This window comes from Parabacteroides sp. AF14-59 (assembly GCF_003479515.1).
GTDB classification, from domain to species: Bacteria; Bacteroidota; Bacteroidia; order Bacteroidales; family Tannerellaceae; genus Parabacteroides; species Parabacteroides faecis.
The window spans coordinates 68148-88330 of record NZ_QUHH01000021.1; the positions used below are offsets into that span (position 1 = coordinate 68148).

11 protein-coding genes are annotated in these 20183 nt (G+C 46.4%); 2 read left to right on the forward strand and 9 right to left on the reverse strand.

Annotation, left to right across the window (positions count from 1 at the left end):
* Positions 1–19: 19 nt before the first annotated feature.
* On the reverse strand, positions 20–3304 hold the full coding sequence (locus DWW23_RS19565; RefSeq protein ID WP_122355302.1) for a SusC/RagA family TonB-linked outer membrane protein: 3285 nt from the start codon (positions 3302–3304) through the stop codon (positions 20–22).
* Between the two features lie 226 nt (positions 3305–3530).
* Here DWW23_RS19565 and DWW23_RS19570 point away from each other — a divergent pair, with 226 nt between their 5' ends.
* The gene (locus tag DWW23_RS19570; RefSeq protein WP_122355304.1) at positions 3531–7574 is read left to right on the forward strand and encodes a hybrid sensor histidine kinase/response regulator transcription factor; all 4044 of its coding nucleotides are present in this window, start codon (positions 3531–3533) and stop codon (positions 7572–7574) included.
* An 83-nt stretch (positions 7575–7657) separates the two neighbouring features.
* On the opposite strand, the gene ychF is transcribed toward DWW23_RS19570, so the two are convergent.
* The 3 genes from ychF to polA all read right to left on the reverse strand — a co-directional run bounded on the left by ychF (position 7658) and on the right by polA (position 13278).
* Complete coding sequence (ychF, locus tag DWW23_RS19575; RefSeq protein WP_122355306.1) at positions 7658–8761, reverse strand: redox-regulated ATPase YchF; 1104 nt, start codon at positions 8759–8761, stop codon at positions 7658–7660.
* Positions 8762–9298: 537 nt separating this feature from the next.
* A complete protein-coding gene (locus tag DWW23_RS19580) occupies positions 9299–10462 on the reverse strand; it encodes a 6-bladed beta-propeller (protein ID WP_122355308.1) in 1164 nt (387 codons plus the stop codon).
* Positions 10463–10497: 35 nt separating this feature from the next.
* The gene (gene polA / locus DWW23_RS19585; RefSeq protein WP_122355310.1) at positions 10498–13278 is read right to left on the reverse strand and encodes a DNA polymerase I; all 2781 of its coding nucleotides are present in this window, start codon (positions 13276–13278) and stop codon (positions 10498–10500) included.
* A 99-nt stretch (positions 13279–13377) separates the two neighbouring features.
* Between polA and DWW23_RS19590 the strand changes: the two genes are divergently transcribed.
* Entirely contained in the window at positions 13378–14352 is a 975-nt protein-coding gene (locus tag DWW23_RS19590; protein WP_122355312.1) for a polyprenyl synthetase family protein, read from the forward strand.
* Positions 14353–14501: 149 nt separating this feature from the next.
* On the opposite strand, the gene deoC is transcribed toward DWW23_RS19590, so the two are convergent.
* The 5 genes from deoC to mnmG form a co-directional block, all read right to left on the reverse strand.
* Positions 14502–15440 carry a deoxyribose-phosphate aldolase gene (gene deoC / locus DWW23_RS19595; RefSeq protein ID WP_122355314.1) on the reverse strand — a complete coding sequence of 313 codons (939 nt, stop codon included), beginning with the start codon at positions 15438–15440 and terminating at the stop codon, positions 14502–14504.
* Positions 15437–15775, reverse strand: coding sequence for a nucleotide pyrophosphohydrolase (locus tag DWW23_RS19600; RefSeq protein WP_122355317.1), 339 nt, complete (start codon positions 15773–15775; stop codon positions 15437–15439). The genes deoC and DWW23_RS19600 overlap by 4 nt, the downstream gene beginning before the upstream one ends.
* Before the next feature lies 1 nt (position 15776).
* Complete coding sequence (gene dtd / locus DWW23_RS19605; protein WP_122355319.1) at positions 15777–16229, reverse strand: D-aminoacyl-tRNA deacylase; 453 nt, start codon at positions 16227–16229, stop codon at positions 15777–15779.
* Positions 16230–16238: 9 nt separating this feature from the next.
* The gene (gene uvrC, locus DWW23_RS19610) at positions 16239–18047 is read right to left on the reverse strand and encodes an excinuclease ABC subunit UvrC (RefSeq protein ID WP_122355321.1); all 1809 of its coding nucleotides are present in this window, start codon (positions 18045–18047) and stop codon (positions 16239–16241) included.
* A gap of 83 nt (positions 18048–18130) precedes the next feature.
* Positions 18131–20008 carry a tRNA uridine-5-carboxymethylaminomethyl(34) synthesis enzyme MnmG gene (mnmG, locus tag DWW23_RS19615; protein WP_122355394.1) on the reverse strand — a complete coding sequence of 626 codons (1878 nt, stop codon included), beginning with the start codon at positions 20006–20008 and terminating at the stop codon, positions 18131–18133.
* Between the last annotated feature and the right edge of the window lie 175 nt (positions 20009–20183).

Consider the following 20183-nt stretch of genomic DNA (forward strand, 5'->3'; position numbering starts at 1 on the left):
TATGAATAAGTTACTTGGTTTAGAAACTGGTGTTGATAGCAAAACCAAAGCTTCTGGCTGACGGGTAAGAAGTATATTCCACATACGGATTCGTACCACCCGTACCCAATGTCGCTTCCGGGTTCACGTTAGGAACATTCTTATAGATGAAGAACAGGTTGCTGCCTACCAGTGAAACGTTCAGGTTTTGCAGACCGATCTTGGATATGATGTTGTTCGGAACGCGGTAAGACAGTTTTAACTCACGCATTTTGATATAGGTATTATCATACAGATTATCTTCCGAACCTGCACGATTATAACGTGAGTTATAGTAGTCGGCTGCCGATACGATGATGTCGTTCTTGTCTCCTTTCTCATTTACACCGTCCACAATGATACCGTCGTGGCGTACACGTCCGTCGAGGGCATTTGCCGGAGCAGAAACACCGTGGTTGTCCAGGCGGATCTTTTGGTTGCTGTTTTTGTCGATATAATAAGGTAAGCCACCATATTCTTCGTCGCGTCCCCACAAGGATTCCTTGCCGGCTCCCGATGCTTTCAGGTAGTTGTTGGTGAATGAAAGCAACTTACCGCCGAACGAACCGTCGATATGTACGCTTAAAGAGAAGTCTCTGTAGCGGAATGTATTTGTGAAACCGGCAGTGAACTTCGGTGCTGCGCTACCTGCATAGGTAAATTCTGATTCCTGCTGATAGTTACCGTTCTTATCCACAACGATTCTTCCCTGGTCGTCACGTATCCATTTACGGATAAATACACTGGGTGTAGCATATCCCGGAACAGCTTTGAAGATCGCAGCACTCCACGGGTTACTGATCTGGCGGTCTTCCATACCGTCGATCAAAGAAAGCAGTTCATTGTGTGTATAAGCAAAGTTAAGAACACCTTCCCAGCTGAAATTCTTGGTTTCGACCGGAGTTCCGGTAACCTGAAGTTCCACACCACGGTTGCCGATTTCACCGGCATTCATTCTCATACCTGTAGCACCAGTGGAAGGAGCCACCGGAACGGTGATAATCTGGTTCTTGGTTTTGTTGGTATAGAAAGCGAGATCTAATCCTAAGCGGCCGTTCAGTACGCGGCTTTCCAGACCGATTTCCCATGAATAGGTCTTTTCCGGAACGATATTGGTAGGAGGAACGTCTGCCTTGAACTCATTCGTAATGATCGAACTGTTGAATGATCCGTACTGGTATTCTGAGTTAGTAAAGTAGATAGACGGTGTCGTATTACCCACGATAGCGTATGATGCTCTGAGCTTACCATAGTTGTACCAATCCGGCAGATCCAATGCTTCCGTGAACACGAAGCTCAGACCCGCAGAAGGATAGAAGAAGCTGCGGTTACCGGCTGTCAGACGGGAAGACCAGTCATTACGGGCAGTCAGATCCAGATACAGGAAGCGTTTGTAAGCGACCTGTGCAGAAGCGAAGACAGCTCCCAGAAACTCACCCTGGTTAACGACTTTATCTCTGCTGGCACCCTTCGGGTCTCTCTTGTTGTTGTTGGAAGAGAACATGCCGTTGTATTTCAATCCGTGAGATTCCCAGATCACTTTCGATTCCGCGATATCTTCACCGGAGATACCCAGGTTGGCAGATACATCGAAATCTTCATTGATCGTCTTGTTGAACATCAACAAACCTTCCACATAGTTTTTCTGGTAGTGTGCATCTTCCTTGCGGTAGCTGCCTTCCAGGCTGTTCATATCTGAAGGGTCTGAATATTTGGTGAAGTATTCTTTGTTTTCCTTATCGTCACGGTAACGGTCCGTACCTCCCCGTAGACGGAAAGTCAGGAAGTCGAATATCTTGAGGTTGGCAGATAACGAAGCGATCAGGCGTTCGCGGTTCTGTGTATATTCATTCTCATTCTGCTGCCACATCAGGTATTTGATGATGTTGTCGCGGTTTCCGGAGCTGATGTTCGATATCTGGTCTGTCAGGAAATAACCTTCATCATTCTTGTAGTGGTCTTTCCATAACTGAGTGATTTCGTTACGAGGCATCGGATAATTGGATACACGGTCGATACGTGTAGGCGGATTCTTTGTTTCCGAGATATTGAATGATACGGAAGCATCGAAAGTAAGACGTTCGTGTACTTTGAAGTTACCGGAGAAGCTGAAGTTATGCTTGTTCTGCTTGAAGTTTTCCAGATAACCGCCATAGTTCATATTTGTATAGGCCAGACGGATACTGTTCTTATCGGTACCGTTGGTAATAGAGATACTGTTGTTGTTGCTGAAACCGTCTTTAAATACATCCCGGTAGTTGTTCGGCTGCGGAGAATACGGACGTTTCACGCCATCCCACCAAATCACTTCCGTACCGTCCATACGCGGACCGAAACTACGGTAGTTATCGCCTTTATAAATGTTCTGTCCATCCTCGTTCGTCGTGAAATAAGGCTTGTCGCCACCGCCGAATACGTTCTGGAGTTCCGGCATAAAAGCGCGTTGATCATATGTATAGGAAGTACCTACCTGAATACCCAATCCTCTGCTTTCACCGCCACGTTTAGTCGTGATTACGATCACACCGTTGGTTGCACGTGAACCGTATAGGGCAGCTGCGTTTGCACCTTTCAGGATAGACATCGATTCGATATCGTCCGGGTTGATGTCGTTAAGGGCAGAACCTTGTTGTGTCTCGCTACGTTCGCGACCGGCCCAGTTGGAGTCTGTGTCGTTGATAGGTATACCGTCGACAACGATCAGCGGACGGGTGTTGCCTTCCACCGAGTTGATACCACGGATCTGGATTTTGGTACCTCCCGTAGGTCCCATGGCTGTCTGCTGGATCTGTACACCGGCAGCCTTACCATATAAAGAGGTGGCTACGTTCTGTACGGGAACAGTCTGAATCTGCTCTGCTTTCAGTTCGCTCATGGCGTAAGGGAGCGCTCTTTTTTCTTTCTTGATACCCATAGCAGTTACTACCACCTCGTCGATAGTCTGGGTATCTTCCTTTAATGTTACGTTCAGGGATGTCTGTCCCGTGTACTTGATTTCATGTGTAACATAACCGATAAAAGAGATAGAGAGTGTGTTTCCTGGTGCTACGGAAATGGAGAAATTTCCGTCCATGTCTGTAATAGTTCCTTCACTGGTTCCTTTTACGGAAACGGAAGCTCCGGCTACAGGGCCGAATGCGTCGGTAACTGTACCTGTTACTTGCTTCTTTTGTTGAGCGATGTTGGCGACAGTTTCCGGTGTGCCGTCTGCTGCAAATACCTGTCCGGTAGAGCAGAGAGCGCCGGACAGTAAAATAAGTCCGATAGGTCTCAATACTTTTTTCATAAACAAATCTTTAATTAGATTCAAGAAAATTTATTTTCAGTGTTGCAAAGCTATAAGGTGTTGAAAGAAAGATATATCAGAATCCGTTGATAGAATGGTAAATGCCGTTAGTGACGGATATTGCTATTTTTTTGACGGATATTACTATTTCGCTTTTAGTTAACGAGCACTGTTATTGTTGTTTACCACTAAAAATGGGTTAAATTTGCATTAAATATCTATGTTTATGGGGCGTAAATACTTATATCTACTACTCTGTTTATATGTGTTATTACCACTGTCGGCGAAAGAACTTTATTTCAAGCATGTCGATTTGAACGACGGTTTTACACAACCTTCGGCTATTTCTATTTATCAGGATACAAAGGGGGCTATCTGGTTCGGGAATGATAACTTTAATGTGTATGACGGAAGAATCGTCCGCTCTTTCCGCCTCTCTAACTATCTGGAAGAGGTCGAGGATAATAACATTCACGGAATTTGCGGAGACGGGGATTCATGTATTTATATGCTGGCCAACAGGCGACTGGTCCTTTTCAATATGCGGACGGAAGAATTCCGGCTGACAACCGTGCAGGCACATGCCCTGGAATACCATCATGGAACCTTGTTCTATGCTAACAGGAACGAATTGTATCGTTATAAATCCAATGGTGTCTCGGAGAAAATCTGTACTTTGCCTGATTCGACACTGATCATCCGGGATTTGCATTTTATGAACGATGGCTGGCTGCTGGCTACAACGAAAGGACTGTATAACTATTCGGGCGGAACTTTTCAGAATTTACTGGAGGATGAATCGATCACTTCTTTGTTTATAGATAATTGGAGGAGATTGTGGGTAGGAACATTATCCAATGGAGCCAAAGTGTTCAGTGAGGGAGAGTGGATTTCTTTGAAGGAGAACGATGCTGCCCATCCGCTTATCAATAATCAGGTTCGTACTATCGATCAGGATATCAAGGGGAATATCTGGATCGGTACCTATGCCGGTATTACTGTAGTAAACGCATCTCTTCGGGATGGTTATCATCTGTCGCATAAAGAGCAGGTTTCCTGGTCGTTGAAACATTCATCGGTGTATGCAATCTTCAGGGACAGACAAGGGGGCATGTGGGTCGGTACTTATTATGGCGGGTTGAGCTACTTCAATCCGAATACCGAAGATTATACATTCTACGGTATTTCTCCCGACGATCCGGAGAGTCTGAATGGTTTCCTGTTCGGCAAGATGACGGAGGATACGAAAGGTAATCTGTATATAGCTACTGAACACGGGCGGCTGAACTGTCTGGACCGTACGACGCAGAAGGTCAAACGTTTCGATTCTGCCCTTTCGCATATCCCTTTCCGTACGACTAAATCCGTCTGGTATGACGCTGAAAACGACCGGTTGTATATCGGTACTTTCCGCCACGGCTTATATTGTTATTCATCTTCCGGCCATTTGAAACAGCTGGGGACCGATGTATTGCTGGATGATAGCCAGCAAATCATTACAGACCTGATACCCTGGCAAGGTAATCTGATCGTTATTTCCCAGGCTGGGTTATACTTGTTGGATTTGACTACACAACAACTGGCTCCTTTGTTCTCCGATCCCGACCTTCGCAACCAGACCGATGGTACGATTCGTTCCGTCTGGCTGGATAACGAAAACAGGCTGTGGCTTGCCCCTGCCAATAAAGAAATAGTTTGTGTCCGGATGGATACCCGGACAGCAGAGAAAATGCCTTCAGTAAGGAGCATGATCGGAAAGAAGCCGGTACAGAATATTACCGGTGACAGCAGGGGACATCTCTATTTTGTCGTTACTGGAGTGGGGGTCTTATGCTATGATCTGATGAATGATTTCTGGGCATGCTATAATCAGGAACAAGGCCAGTTGCTGACAAACGAACCTTTCCGGGCTTTGGTCACTCCTTTGGGCAGATTGCTGGTCACTTCTATCCGTGGCATAACTTTGCTGGATATGAAAACAGGGAAGAGTACGCATACGTTGCTGGGTACTTCCTCTCCGTTGCACCGGCTGAATTCTAACTGCGGGGTGTATCTGTCTCCCAAAGACAGTATGATATTTATCGGTGGGGTGGAAGGTATGATCGCAACGAAAGAATCCGGATTGTCGACCGTCGCGGTTCCTTATACCATATCGTTCAATAGTCTGTCGGTAAATAATGCGCCTGTCTACCCGTCTGCATCATCGAATATCTTACAGGAGGCTGTTTCGTATACCTCCCGGCTGACTTTACCTTACGACCGGAATAACATAACGCTGGGATTCACTTCTACCAATTACCGTTATGCCGATAAGAATTTATTTGAATATAAACTGGAAGGATTGGATAAACAATGGACACGCACGCGGCATCAGCAGATCGTTTATACTTCCATTCCTCCGGGAAATTATAATCTGTTGCTGCGGGAGGCAGGGGAAGGTAAACAAATAGTGATGTCTATCCGTGTCCGTCCTCCTTTTTATGCTTCGGTATATGCTTTTACCCTGTATGGTTTACTGGTTCTTTCGTTTCTGGTCTGGCTGATCCGCTTTAACCGCAGCCGTGCTTTCCTGAAAGCTTCCCTGGAACTCGAACAGCGGGAGAAATTGCGTATAGAGAAACTGAACCAGATGAAGCTGAAATTCTATATCAATATATCGCATGAACTGCGTACTCCGCTCACCCTGATGATCAGCCAGGTCGACCTGGTCCTGCAGAACTATGACCTGGGAGGGACGCTCCGGAATAAATTGCTGAAAGTACGGCAATATACGGCGCAGATGCAGCAGCTTATTACGGAAGTACTTGACTTCCGCCGGCTTGAACAAGGGAAAATGCCTTTTCGTGCAAGTCAGCAGAATCTGGTCGCTTTTATGCGCCAGATATTCGATTCATTTAAGGATTATGCTGTTATGAACCGGATTCAATACCGGTTTGAAACGGTGGATGAAGATATACCCGTTTGGTTCGACCCGGTACAGATACGTAAAGTGTTTAATAATCTGCTTTCAAACGCATTTAAGTTTACTCCGAAAGAGGGGAATATAACCGTGAGTGTACTCCGTAAAAAGGAATTTGCGGAGATCCGGATCTCCGACACAGGCTCTGGGATTCCTCAGAGCCAACAAGCCCATATATTTGAGCGGTTTTACCAGGCGGACAATGCAACCGGACTTTCCCTTTCCGGAAGCGGTATCGGCCTGGCACTTACCCAGGAGATCATCATGCAGCATAAAGGACATATCGGGGTGAAGAGCGAACTGGGAGAGGGTACGACCTTTACAGTCACTTTGCCACTCGGGGATGAGCATCTTGCTTCCGAACAGAAATCGGCGGAACCACAACCGGTCGATATGCTGCCCGTACAAGAGGCGAAGCCGGAAGAAGCTATTGCAATGTATGGCTCGCCGGAGGTCGTTCCTGTTGACAAGATAACGGATAAGGGAAAAGCGGAAAAATTGCTTTCCGTTTTGCTTGTGGAAGATAATGAGGATTTACTTCAGGTACTCGAAGAGGCTTTCTCGATCAAATATAAAGTATATAAAGCCGGTGATGGAGAAGAAGGTATCCGTATGGCGGAGGAGATGCAGCCCGATCTTATCATCAGCGATGTGATGATGCCGGTGATAAACGGCACGGCCATGTGCCAGCGGCTGAAGCGGAAGCTGGAAACTTCCCATATTCCGATCATCTTACTGACGGCGCGTATTGATCTGGAAAGTGCCCTGGAAGGACTCAAATGCGGGGCAAGCGACTATATAATGAAACCTTTTAACATGGAGTTGCTATTATTGAAATGTAATAACATCATCGCCACCTTGAAACGGCAGCAGACCCGTTTCCGTACGGAGGCAGAAGCAACCCCGGCAGAGTTGGCGACGAACCGCCTGGATCAACAGCTTCTGGAAGATTCCGTCCGGATCATTGAAGAGAATATGGAGAACAAAGAGTTTAATATCGATATGTGGTGCCGTGAGATCGCTGTGGGGCGTACACGTCTGGGAGCTAAAATAAAAAGTATTACCGGGCTGACCTTGAATGACTTCATCCTGCAGATCAAGTTGAGGCGATGTGCCTATTTTCTGGAAAACAGCGATTTGACTATTTCCGAAATAACCTGGAAAGCGGGGTTCTCCAGTCCGGGCTATATGGGGAAATGTTTTAAGGAGTATTTCGGAGTCACTCCGTTGCAGTACAGGAACTCGAAAAATAAAAGGAAGTGTGTCAAAACCAATAAACCGGACGCAGATATCGCAGAAGGCGCAGAGTAACGCAGATAAATTAATTATCAATAAAATAAGTCTGCGTTACTCTGCGTCTTCTGCGTAATCTGCGTCCGGTAAATATCGTCTTTTTATACGTTGAAGCGGAAATGCATGATGTCGCCATCCTGTACGACATATTCTTTTCCTTCCACGCTCATCTTTCCGGCTTCCTTCACGGCAGCTTCCGAACCGTACTTGATATAATCGTCGTATTTGATCACTTCGGCACGGATAAATCCTTTTTCGAAGTCGGTATGGATCACTCCGGCACATTGCGGTGCTTTCCAGCCTTTTTCAAATGTCCAGGCACGTACTTCCTGTACGCCGGCAGTCAGGTAAGTCTGTAGGTTCAGCAGGTTATAAGCAGACTTGATCAGACGGCTTACACCCGATTCTTCCAGACCGATTTCGCCCAAAAACATCTGGCGTTCGTCATAGGTTTCGAACTCGGCTATTTCGCTTTCGATCTTGGCTGCTACGACCAGGATTTCCGCGCTTTCGTCTTTCACTGCTTCACGTACGGCATCGACATATTTATTACCGTTTACGGCACTTGCTTCATCTACGTTACAAACGTACATAACGGGTTTACTGGTCAACAGAAAGAGTTCGTGAGCGATTTTCTGTTCGTCTTTCGTCTCGAAAGTAACCGTACGGGCACTTTTCCCCTGTTCCAGGGCTTCCTTATATTTTACCAGCACCTCGTAGGCTTGTTTAGCTTGTTTGTCGCCGCCTGTCTGGGCTTGTTTCTGTACCTTGGCAATACGGCTTTCGATCGTTTCCAGGTCTTTGATCTGAAGTTCTGCGTCGATGATCTCCTTATCGCGTACAGGGTCTACTTTACCGTCTACATGCACGATATTTTCGTCGTCGAAGCAACGCAGTACGTGCAGGATAGCATCTGTTTCGCGGATATTGGCCAGGAACTTATTCCCTAATCCTTCCCCCTTGCTGGCACCTTTTACCAGGCCTGCAATGTCGACGATCTCTACTGTGGTAGGAACAATTTGTTTCGGGTTGATCAGTTCTGCCAGCTTGGTCAGGCGTTCGTCAGGAACGGTAATTACACCTACGTTCGGTTCGATCGTACAGAACGGGAAGTTTGCAGACTGTGCTTTTGCATTCGATAAGCAGTTGAAAAGAGTAGATTTCCCTACATTCGGAAGACCTACTATGCCACATTGTAATGCCATAAAATATATATTGTTTTATTATCTATTTGCAATATTTCTTTGTAGAAGCTACCGCCCGGCAGCTTTTTCAGCTTGCAAAGATAACCAATCTTTCTTGTATATTATTCATGAACAGGGAATATACTGTCTTTTCTCGTAGGCACTGGTTCCAATAAATGTTTTGTAAAGTAACTATCATACTATCATATTCGTGTTTAACTATTTGTAAAATAGATATTTACTCTATGATAGTCGCTTGTAATAACTATCATATCAACTATCATACCTATCATCCGGGAGGTGTGGACTTATATCTTTTTTTTGAAAGTATATAGTTTAATATCAGAAAGATAACTTGTAATGTCTGCTGAGACCCGGGTGTCAGTACCCTTGACACCCGGGTGTGAGGATCGTTGAGATGGGGGTGTAAAAGGGGGTGAGACAGGCATCTCACCGGCTATTTACTATTGTTTTCATCAAATCAGATTGCTTGTTTCGGGTAAATATCTGTAAGGCTGCGTATAAACAGATACTATCGGGAGCTGTGGAACTCTAGTCTTACATCTTGAACTTCAGTACCATCAGTACAGGATTATCTTCTTCGTGCAATTGGGATGCGATTGCTTTCAGCTTCTCGTCTGTGATCTGGTTCTTGCTGTAGGCTTCCACCAGGTCCATGGCATTCAGTTGAACTAAACCGTAACCGTAGGGGACAGAAGTTATATCAATATATTTAGGGTCCGTTTCACGATTGTTTATGGCCCGGTTACGATAGATTGGTTCGAACCATTCGTCGGTATGACGGTCATACATGTACAGCTTTTCCCTTTTCTCGCGGTTGGCGGCCATATCGCTCATTTTGACTGTTACCTGCCGGGGTATCCTGCTTACCCAGGCATACCGGTCGTTCATTCCCCGGAAAAACAGGAGGGGAGCTTCCTGGTCTGCGGTGGGAGCGTGGAGAGGTACCATGACCGGTTCGAGATGCTGGTCCGGATGCATTACGAAGATGGTGTCTAATGCGACGTCTGTTAACCAGATCTTGTCTGTGCAATTGTATAATTGAGGTAAGATTCCGTAGGCACTGCTGGTGTGTCCGTCATCCCATAGGATTTTGCGGTTGCTGGCTATACAACGAGGAATTTCTATTGATAACGTATCTATTTTTCCGTCTTCTTTAGAGAGAAGAAAATAAGGGGCATACGGGTTTTCTTCCCCTTCTTTATAAATGCTGCATAAGAGGTAATCTGTGTTCAGGTCGATGATATTCAGGTCCATTATGCTTTGACGGCTCAGCGTGCGGAGATATTTTCCGGAGAAGTCATACACTTTCAGGCTGGTGAAGTCGGCAATAAATACTTCTTTCCGCTGCCAGTCGACAATGTTGAAAATAACTGCGGTGTATTCTTCCGGTCCTTCTCCTCTGCGGCATATACGGCCTTGCAGCTTTTGTCCTTGTTTGTCGAACAGTAGGATTTCTCCGATTTTTCCGCCTCTTATTGCTATTCCCTTATCTGACACGACGGAAGGTGTGGAGTTGACGAGCATTGAATCGGATGTTGCCAAAGGAATGTATTCTATATCCGCAATATCTTGCAGCCAGACTTCTTTCGGTTGATAGTCTTTTGCAACATCGACTGTGACCAGTCGTATATTTTTATCGTTCGTCTGCTTACATGAGCAAACGAACGATAAGGTTAGAGCAAGAATGAGGTATTTCATATCCTGGTGTGTTATAAAGGAACTTGTTTTTCTTGTCAATGTGCTTCCAGCCAGTTTACACCTTCGCCGCAATCGGCGATCAGCGGAACCTGTAGCTTGATGGCACCTTCCATTTCTTCCAGGACGATCTGTTTTACTTTTTCCAGCTCGTCATTGCAGACATTGAAGTTCAATTCATCGTGTACCTGGAGGATCATTTTGCTCTTCAACCCCTCTGCTTCGAAACGGTTGAAGATACGTACCATAGCTACCTTGATAATGTCGGCGGCACTTCCCTGGATAGGGGCGTTGATCGCATTTCGTTCGGCATAACCGCGGACGATGGCATTATGTGAATTGATATCCGGCAGGTAACGTTTGCGTTTGAAGATTGTTTCGACATATCCTTTTTCTTTGGCAATACGGATACTTTCATCCATATAATCGCGGATACCCGGATAGCTTTTGAAATAACCTTCTATCAGTTCTTTGGATTCCGCCCGAGGAATGTTCAACCGTTCGGCAAGGCCGAATATAGAAATGCCGTAGATGATCCCGAAATTGGCCGTTTTTGCCTTACGCCGCATATCGCTGCTTACTTCCTCGACCGGAATACCGTATATTTTTGCGGCTGTGGCAGCATGGATATCGGCTCCGCTGCGGAATGCTTCGATCATATGCTCATCGTTGCTGAGATGAGCCATGATACGTAATTCGATCTGCGAATAGTCGGCAGAGAAGAAGGTACAATCTGCGTTATCGGGAATGAACGCTTTACGGATTTCGCGTCCCAGTTCATCCCGGATAGGGATATTCTGGAGGTTCGGATTGGTCGAACTCAGGCGTCCGGTGGCGGTCACCGTCTGGTTATAGGAAGTATGTACCTTGCCTGTTACCGGACTGATCAGTTCGGGCAGTGCATCGATATAGGTACTCAACAGTTTTTTCAGTCCCCGGTATTCGAGCAGTTTGTCTACGACCGGATGTTTCGATCGTAGTTTTTCCAGCACATCTTCGCTGGTACTGTAACTGCCTGTTTTTGTCTTTTTTGCTTTTTCCTCTATCTTCAGCCGTTCGAAAAGGATCTCGCCGACCTGCTTGCTGGAGTTGATGTTGAATTTGGTACCTGCCAGTTCATAGATCTCCTTTTCCAGTTTGAGTAATGCCCCGGTCAGTTCTTCCGATGACTGTTTTAAGGCGACCGTGTCGAGCTTGACACCTGTCAACTCCATTTCTGCCAATACATATATCAATGGCATCTCGATGTCGAAGAATAAAGATTCGATCCCTGTTTTCTTCAGTTCGGGCGCAAAGAAATGTTTGAGCTTTAATGTGACATCGGCATCTTCGGCGGCATACTCGGCTATTTTACTGAGCGGGACATCGCGCATGCATAGCTGGTTCTTTCCCTTCGGACCGATAAGCTCCGAGATGGGGACCGGTTTATATTTGAGATAGGTCTCCGCGAGGTAGTCCATCCCATGACGCAACTCGGGGTTGAGCAGGTAATGAGCGATCATGGTGTCGAACAACGGACCGGCTACCCGGACATCGTATTTGCGAAGGACCATTATATCGAATTTTATATTCTGTCCTATTTTTTGCGATTTCGGGTTTTGCAGGGCAGGGGAGAAGTGAGCAACAATTTTTGCCGCTTCTTCCTTATCGGCAGGAACCGGGACATACCAGGCTTCGTTTTCCTTTACGGAGAACGACATTCCGACCAATCCGGCTGTCAATGGGTCGATGCCATCGGTTTCCGTGTCAAAAGCAAAAAAATCCTGATCCAGTAAAAATCGGCCTAATTTGGCTCTTTCTTCCTCAGAATCAACGGTTATGTAATTGTGAGGGGTCGTTTTTAAGCTCGCGAGAGTCGAATATTTTGGAACACTCGGAACCTCGGTCGCAAATAAGTCAAAGAGATTGCCTTGAACAGGCCCTTTTGTCGCTTTGGGGGCAGGAGCGGGCTTTTTCTCCTCTGCAGCCATTTTGTTAATAAATGTTCTGAATTCTAATTCCGTGTAAATCTCAGTCAGACGAGCTTCGTTGGGTTTTTCCCGGACACATTTAACGGCATCGAACTGGATGGGAACATCTGTCTTGATCGTAGCCAGGAATTTTGAGAAACGAATCTGTTCGGCATTCTCCGATACCTTTTTCTGGAGGGAGCCTTTCAGCTTGTCGGTATTCTCCAGCAGGTTTTCGATAGAACCGAATTCATCGAGTAATTTCTGTGCTGTCTTTTCTCCGACACCCGGACAACCCGGAATGTTATCGGAGCTGTCGCCCATCAGTCCAAGAAGGTCGATCACCTGGTCGACCGAAGTCAGCGAATATTTATTCAATACTTCCTGTACGCCCATCACTTCGTAGTCGCCTCCGAATTTAGGACGGTACATAAATATATGTTCGGACACCAGTTGTCCGTAATCTTTGTCCGGTGTCATCATATAGACTTCGAACCCTTCTTTCTCCGCCTGCTTGGAAACGGTACCGATTACATCGTCGGCTTCGTAGCGGGGGACTTCCAGTATGGGGATATTGTATGCTTCGATAATATCCTTGATAATAGGGACGGACTGCCGGATCACTTCCGGGGTTTCTTCCCGCTGTGCCTTATATAATTCGTATGCTTCGTGACGGAATGTCGGGCCTTTCGGGTCGAAAGCAACGGCAATATGCGTTGGATTCTCACGTTTCAACACATCTTCCAGACTGTTGATAAACCCGAAAATGGCAGAAGTGTTCATGCCTTTCGAGTTGATCCGCGGATTTTTAAGAAATGCGTAGTACGACCGATAGATCAGTGCATACGCGTCTATAAGGAATAGCTTCATCTCTTTTAACACGTTTTAGGGTGACAATAGACGGTAAATGTACGAAAAAACTCGCTTACTCAATACTTTTTGTTACTTTTGCGAATCTTTGAATAGATTATGAAAGATAGAAAGAAAATAGAACAACCGGTTGCGGAAGAGTTTAAACGCTTTAATGATGAGTTTGCGGATTCGCTTCGTAGCGAGACGCATAGACTGCAAGCGGCTATCGACCAGATCTTGCATGCCAGCGGTAAACATGTTCGTCCGTTATTGGTATTGCTTACGGCAAAAGCTTGTGGAAAGGTAACAGATCATACGATCAATTCGGCTGTTTTTCTCGAATTGTTGCATACTGCCACCCTGATACACGACGATGTAATAGATGAGACGAAAGAACGCCGGGGAGTTCCCTCCCTGAATGCTGTTTTCGATAATCGTATTTCCGTACTGGTGGGAGATTATGTCCTTTCTACTGCATTGATCCGTTCGATTCAGACCGGTAATCTGCAAATCATAAATATCGTATCTAACCTGGGGCGCGACTTGTCGGAAGGTGAGATCAAGCAGTTGGAGACGGCCGAGAAAGCTATTCTCGACGAGGCTTGTTACATGCAGGTGATCAAGAAAAAGACGGCTACGCTGCTTTCTTCCTGTACGGAGATCGGGGCTATATCGGCAGATGCTTCGCCGGAACTGGTGCGTAAATGCCGTCAGTTCGGTGAATACCTGGGGTATTGTTTCCAGATCAAGGATGATATCTTCGACTATTTTAAAGAAATGAATATCGGTAAACCTACCGGAAATGATATACGTGAGGGAAAGGTAACATTACCGTTGTTGCATGCCCTTGAAAGCGGTAGGAGAGAAGAGGTGGAATCTTTCCTGAAAGTGATCAATGAAAAGGACTTCTCTGCCGACAATATCGATGCTTTGATCGAGTTTGCCAAAGCGAACGGGGGAATCGAATATGCCGAATTACGGATGAAGGAATATCACGATAAGGCTGTTGAAGTGCTTATGCAACTGCCGGAATCGGAAGCCCGCGAGGGGTTGCTTGCTTTGGCTGATTATATTATGGAACGACAGAAATAACAAGATACTGTTATTCTACATTTAGAAAAGGAACGCAGATTGCGCAGAAAACGCAGATGGACGCAGATAGAAATTATTCAAAAATCTGCGTCCATCTGCGTTTTCTGCGTCGTCTGCGTCCCCTTTTTTAGGTTATAGCACCTTTACCGTTATTTACCCAGCCGGTGTTCGATATCTTCCACCAGGCTGCTGGCTCCGATACGGAACAAATCTTTGTTCAGCCATTCGCTGCCCAGCACCTCCTTGACGATCGTGTAGTATTTAACGGCATCTTCTGCGGTACGAACACCACCGGATACTTTAATACCGATCTGTTTTCCTGTGATGGAATGGTACTTTTTGAGTACTTTGCACATTGTGTAGACGGCTTCCGGGGTTGCGCCGGGATAACCCTTTCCTGTCGATGTCTTGATGAAATCTGCGCCGGAATAGAGGGCTAAAACGGCCGCTTTCTGAATATTTTCCGGAGTGAGCAAGGCACCGGTTTCCAGAATGACTTTTAATTTGCCTTCGCGGCAACTGTCTTTGATCTCCTGTATCTCTTCGGTCAGCTCTTCATAGTTCTCTTCCATAAAATATCCGAGGTTCATTACCACATCTATTTCGTCGGCTCCCGACATGATAGCCATGGCTGTTTCCGCGATTTTTACTTCTGTAAATGTCTGCGAAGAGGGGAAGCCTCCGGCTACCGAAGCGATCTTTACTTCCTGTGCCGCCAGTGCCTGTTTAACCGTTTCCACAAAGAGGGGATAGGTGCAGATTGCAGCGACATTCGGTACGTCGGGGCGGGTTCCCTCAAAATCGTTTACCCGGTCCACCAGCTTCCATATACTTTCTTTTGTATCGATGCTGGTCAGAGAGGTCAGGTCGATGAATCCGTGGATTTGTTTCAGTACTTCGGGGGTGAAGTTCTCTTTTTCATGTTTGTCCAGGATTGAAACGACGTGTTTCCCTACTATCTCTTCCGTTCCGGCCGGATCGAATTTACTGAACGCTTCATGGTATTTATCCATGTGCTCGTGTTCATGGTCGTGATGGTGTTCATGATCATGGTCGTGACCGCAACTGCAATTGTGTTCGTGTGTCATACATCTAATTTTTTATTGTTTATATGTCTTTCTTTATCCCGGCTTGTCTTCTTCTGCAGGTTCTTCTCGAATGCAGCGGTCAGGTCTACGCCGGTCTGATTTGCCAGGCAGATCAGTACCCATAGTACATCTGCCATTTCATCGCCCAGATCACGGTTTTTATCGCTTTCCTTGAACGATTGTTCACCGTAGGTACGTGCCATGATCCGGGCCAGTTCGCCTACTTCCTCGGTCAGGATCGTCATATTGGTAAGCTCGTTGAAATAGCGGACACCGTATGTCTTGATCCATTGGTCCACTTTTTCCTGGGCTTCCTGCAGGGTAATATCAGCCATCTTATTCTTTGTTTTGCGAGTCGATCAGGATGGTGACCGGCCCATCGTTCAACAATTCTATTTTCATATCAGCCCCAAATTCTCCGGTGGAAACGGGCTTACCGATCTGCAACCCCATCTCGGCACAGAACGATTCGTACATCGGGATGGCAAACTCCGGTTTGGAAGCCTTGATGTAAGAGGGGCGGTTTCCTTTCTTTGTAGAGGCATGGAGGGTAAACTGGCTAACCACCATTACCTCGCCTCCCGATTCGATCACAGAACGGTTCATAACGCCGTTTTCATCGTCGAAAATACGCAGATTGGCAATCTTCTTGCATAACCATTCGATGTCTTCCTGTGTATCGCGGTCTTCAATACCGACCAATACCAGCATTCCGTTCCCTATCCGGGACCTGAGTTCTCCGTCGATTGTTACGGAACAATGCTGTACACGTTGTATAACTGTTCTCATTCTATATGTTTACTTTAAACCATTTATTAATGCTTTTGTTTTTGCTTCACCGATCAATTCTTTCAATTCATCGAAGCTGGCTTCGCGGATTCTTTTTACGCTCTTGTAATGACGCAGGAGCAGTACTTTTGTTTTCTCGCCGATCCCTTTGATGGTGTCCAGTTCGGAGCGTGTCTGGCTTTTGCTTCGCTTGTCCTTATGGAACGTGATGGCAAAGCGGTGCACCTCGTCCTGTATCTGGGTGAAGAACCGGAACATCTGGCTTTGTATCGGCATACCTACAGTTATGGGAGGGAAGCCGAAAAGCAATTCCGAAGTCCGGTGTTTTCCGTCTTTTGCCAGACCGGCTATCGGTATGTCCAGGTGGAGTTCGTCCTGGATTACTTCGCGGACGACTTCCATTTGTCCCTTTCCACCGTCGGTAAGGATCAGGTCGGGCAGGGGAGAACCTTCGTTGATCGCACGCTGGTAACGGCGGCGTACCACCTCTTTCATGGAGGCATAATCATCGGGCCCGACAACTGTTTTAATGATGTATTTGCGATAGTCTTTCTTCGATGGCTTCGCCATTTTGAAGACGACGCAGGCTGCAACAGCATCGCTGCCTTGTATATTCGAGTTATCGAAACATTCGATATGGATAGGCAGTTTGGGGAGGTGCAAAGCGTCCTGTACTTCTTTCAGGATACGTGTGCTCCGTTGTTCCGGGTTGAGTTTTTCTGCCTGCTTCAAACGGTCTACCTTGAACTGCTTTACGTTCATTTCCGAAAGTTCCAGCAATTTCCTTTTATCCCCGCGTTGCGGAACAATGAAGGAAACGTTTCCCAGCTCCATCTCCACTTCAAAAGGGATGATGATCTCGCGTGCCGTACTTTTAAACCTGTCGCGCATTTCTACGATACCCAGGCTTAACAGTTCTTCTTTCGTTTCATCCAGGCGTTTCTTGTATTCAAACGTATAGGCCTGTACAATTGCCCCGTTTCCGATATGCATGAAATTGATATAGGCGGACTTCTCGTTCTCTGCGAAAGAGAATACATCTATATTGTGAAGCATTGGCGTAACCACCGTCGACTTTGAACGGTAATTCTCGATCACTTCGTATTTCTCTTTTATCTTTTGAGCCTCTTCAAACTTTAGTTCGGCAGCCAGTGCCTGCATCTCCTCATACAGATGTTTACTGATCTGGGAAATATTTCCACGAAGTATTTCCTTTATTTCGGAAATATTCTTTTGGTATTCTTCGTGCGATTGCAGTCCGATGCAAGGTCCTTTGCAACGTTTGATGTGGTATTCCAGACAAACATCGTACTTCCCGGCAGCAATCGATTCGGGTGTCAACGGGTATTTGCAGGTACGCAGCGGATAAAGTTCTTTCAACATCTGCAGCATGACTTTGGCTGTATATACAGATGGGTAGGGACCATAATATTGCGAACCGTCTTTGACGATATTCCGGGTCTGGAAGACGCGTGGGTAATATTCGTTTTTGACGGTAATGGAAGGATAGGTTTTGTCATCCTTCAGCAAAACATTATAGCGTGGACGGTACTGTTTGATCAGATTGTTTTCGAGTAGGAGGGCATCTTCTTCGGTATCTACAACAATGTATTTGATGTCGCGGATTTGCTTAACCAATACACGTGTCTTGTTGCTGTCGTGTTCCTTGTTGAAATAGGAGGATACACGGCGCTTCAGGTTCTTCGCCTTGCCTACATAAATGATGGTTCCTTTCTCGTCGAAGTACTGGTAGCAACCAGGCTTGTCCGGCAGGATCGAAAGGATCATTTTGATATGTTTCTCAGTTTCCGCACTCATTTTGTTTTACTCTTTCTGTCCTATTCCCAGTGTTTTACCTTCTTTTATCTGAAGTAAATGTTTCACGTGGAACAATTCGTGTTTTATCTTCCGAGCAGTACCAGCAGTATGTTGATGTCGCTCGGGGAAATGCCCGGGATACGGCTTGCCTGGGCAATCGTGTCCGGGTCTATCCGTGTTAGTTTTTGCCGCGCTTCCGTCGATAAAGACTGGATCGAATTGTAATCGAACTTGCCTTTGATATGAATATTTTCCAGGCGGTTTATCTTGTCTGCGATGATCTGTTCGCGGCGGATATAACCGCTGTATTTAATCAGGATTTCTGCCGCTTCGATGATCTCTTCTTTGCGGGCAGCAGATACTTTGTCCAGCTCTGCACGGAATGCAGGAACAAGCTCGGCAATGTTCTCCAGTGTTACTTGCGGGCGAGGGATCAGGTCGATCAGTTTACAGCCGTGAGAGAGTGGGGTAGTTCCCAGATTCTCCAATCCCGAATTTATGTATTGGGGCTTTACGGAATAGTTTTCTGCAAAGCTGATGATTGCATCCCGTTGCTCTCTTTTCTCCGTGAGCAGGTCGTAACGATCCTGTTTTGCCAATCCTATTTGATAGGACTTTTCTGTCAGTCGCATATCGGCATCGTCTTGCCGGAGCAGGATGCGGTATTCGGCACGGGAGGTAAACATACGGTAAGGTTCGTCTACCCCTTTTGTGACGAGGTCGTCGATCAATACGCCGATGTAGGCCTCGTCCCGGCCCAGGATGAAAGGCTCACCGCCGTGACAATTGATGTGGGCGTTGATACCAGCCATGAGTCCTTGTCCGCCTGCTTCTTCATATCCGGTAGTCCCGTTGATCTGTCCGGCAAAGAACAGGTTGCGGATTTGTTTTGTCTCCAGGTTATGATGTAACTGTGTCGGGTCGAAAAAGTCGTACTCGATAGCATACCCAGGACGATAAATACGGATATCTCTGAATGCCGGTATCGCTTGCAGGGCTCGTAACTGGATATCGAGTGGGAGAGAAGAAGAGAAACCGTTCAGGTAATATTCCTGTGTCGTTTCACCTTCCGGTTCTAAGAATAGCTGATGCTGGTTCTTATCGGCAAAAGTGACGATCTTCGTTTCGATACTTGGGCAGTAACGCGGTCCGATGCTCTGAATTTGTCCGTTGTATAACGGAGAGTCGGGGAGTCCTTCGCGCAAAATCTCATGACAGGCTTCGTTGGTGAAGGTGGTCCAGCAACTGAGTTGTTTTAACGGGCGCGGTTGGAAATCGAGATAGGAGAATTTATGGAAATCGTTCTCTCCCGGTTGTTCACCCATTTCATCAAAGTGTACGCTCCGTCCGTCGATACGGACCGGGGTTCCGGTTTTCATCCGTTCCGATTTGATGCCTAAAGAAACCAACTGTTCCGTCAATCCGGTAGCAGCCGGTTCGGAGATACGTCCGCCGCGTATTTGTGTCCGGCCGATATGCATCAATCCGTTCAGGAAAGTACCGTTGGTCAGAACCACGCTCTTCGCACGAAATTCTACATTCATATTGGTTTTAACACCGCAAACAGTGTCTCCGTCCAATATGATTTCCCGGACTGTATCCTGCCAGATATATAAATTCGGAAGATTTTCCAGTATTCCCCGCCAGCAATCGATGAAGCGGGCACGGTCGCTTTGCGAGCGCGGGCTCCACATGGCAGGACCTTTACTCCGGTTCAACATGCGGAACTGGATGGCTGTTTTGTCTGTAACAATACCCATATACCCTCCCAGCGCATCGATCTCACGAACAATCTGCCCTTTGGCGATACCGCCTACAGCCGGATTGCAACTCATTTGTGCAATCTTGTTCATGTCCATTGTGATAAGAAGCGTTTTTGAACCCAGGTTGGCGGCAGCTGCTGCGGCTTCACAGCCTGCATGACCGGCACCTACCACGATCACATCGTAATTGAAAGTCATTGTCGTAATTATCTTTGTTTCTTTTGCAAAGATAGTCATACTCCGCCTTTTAGTCATCATCCCAAAGAATATTTTGCTTATGCTTTGTTTCGTTAAAGATTAGGCAAACCCGACAGGATAGATCCCGGCATCGGCTGTCTTTGGCTTTTATGATGACTCTAACCGGATTATCATG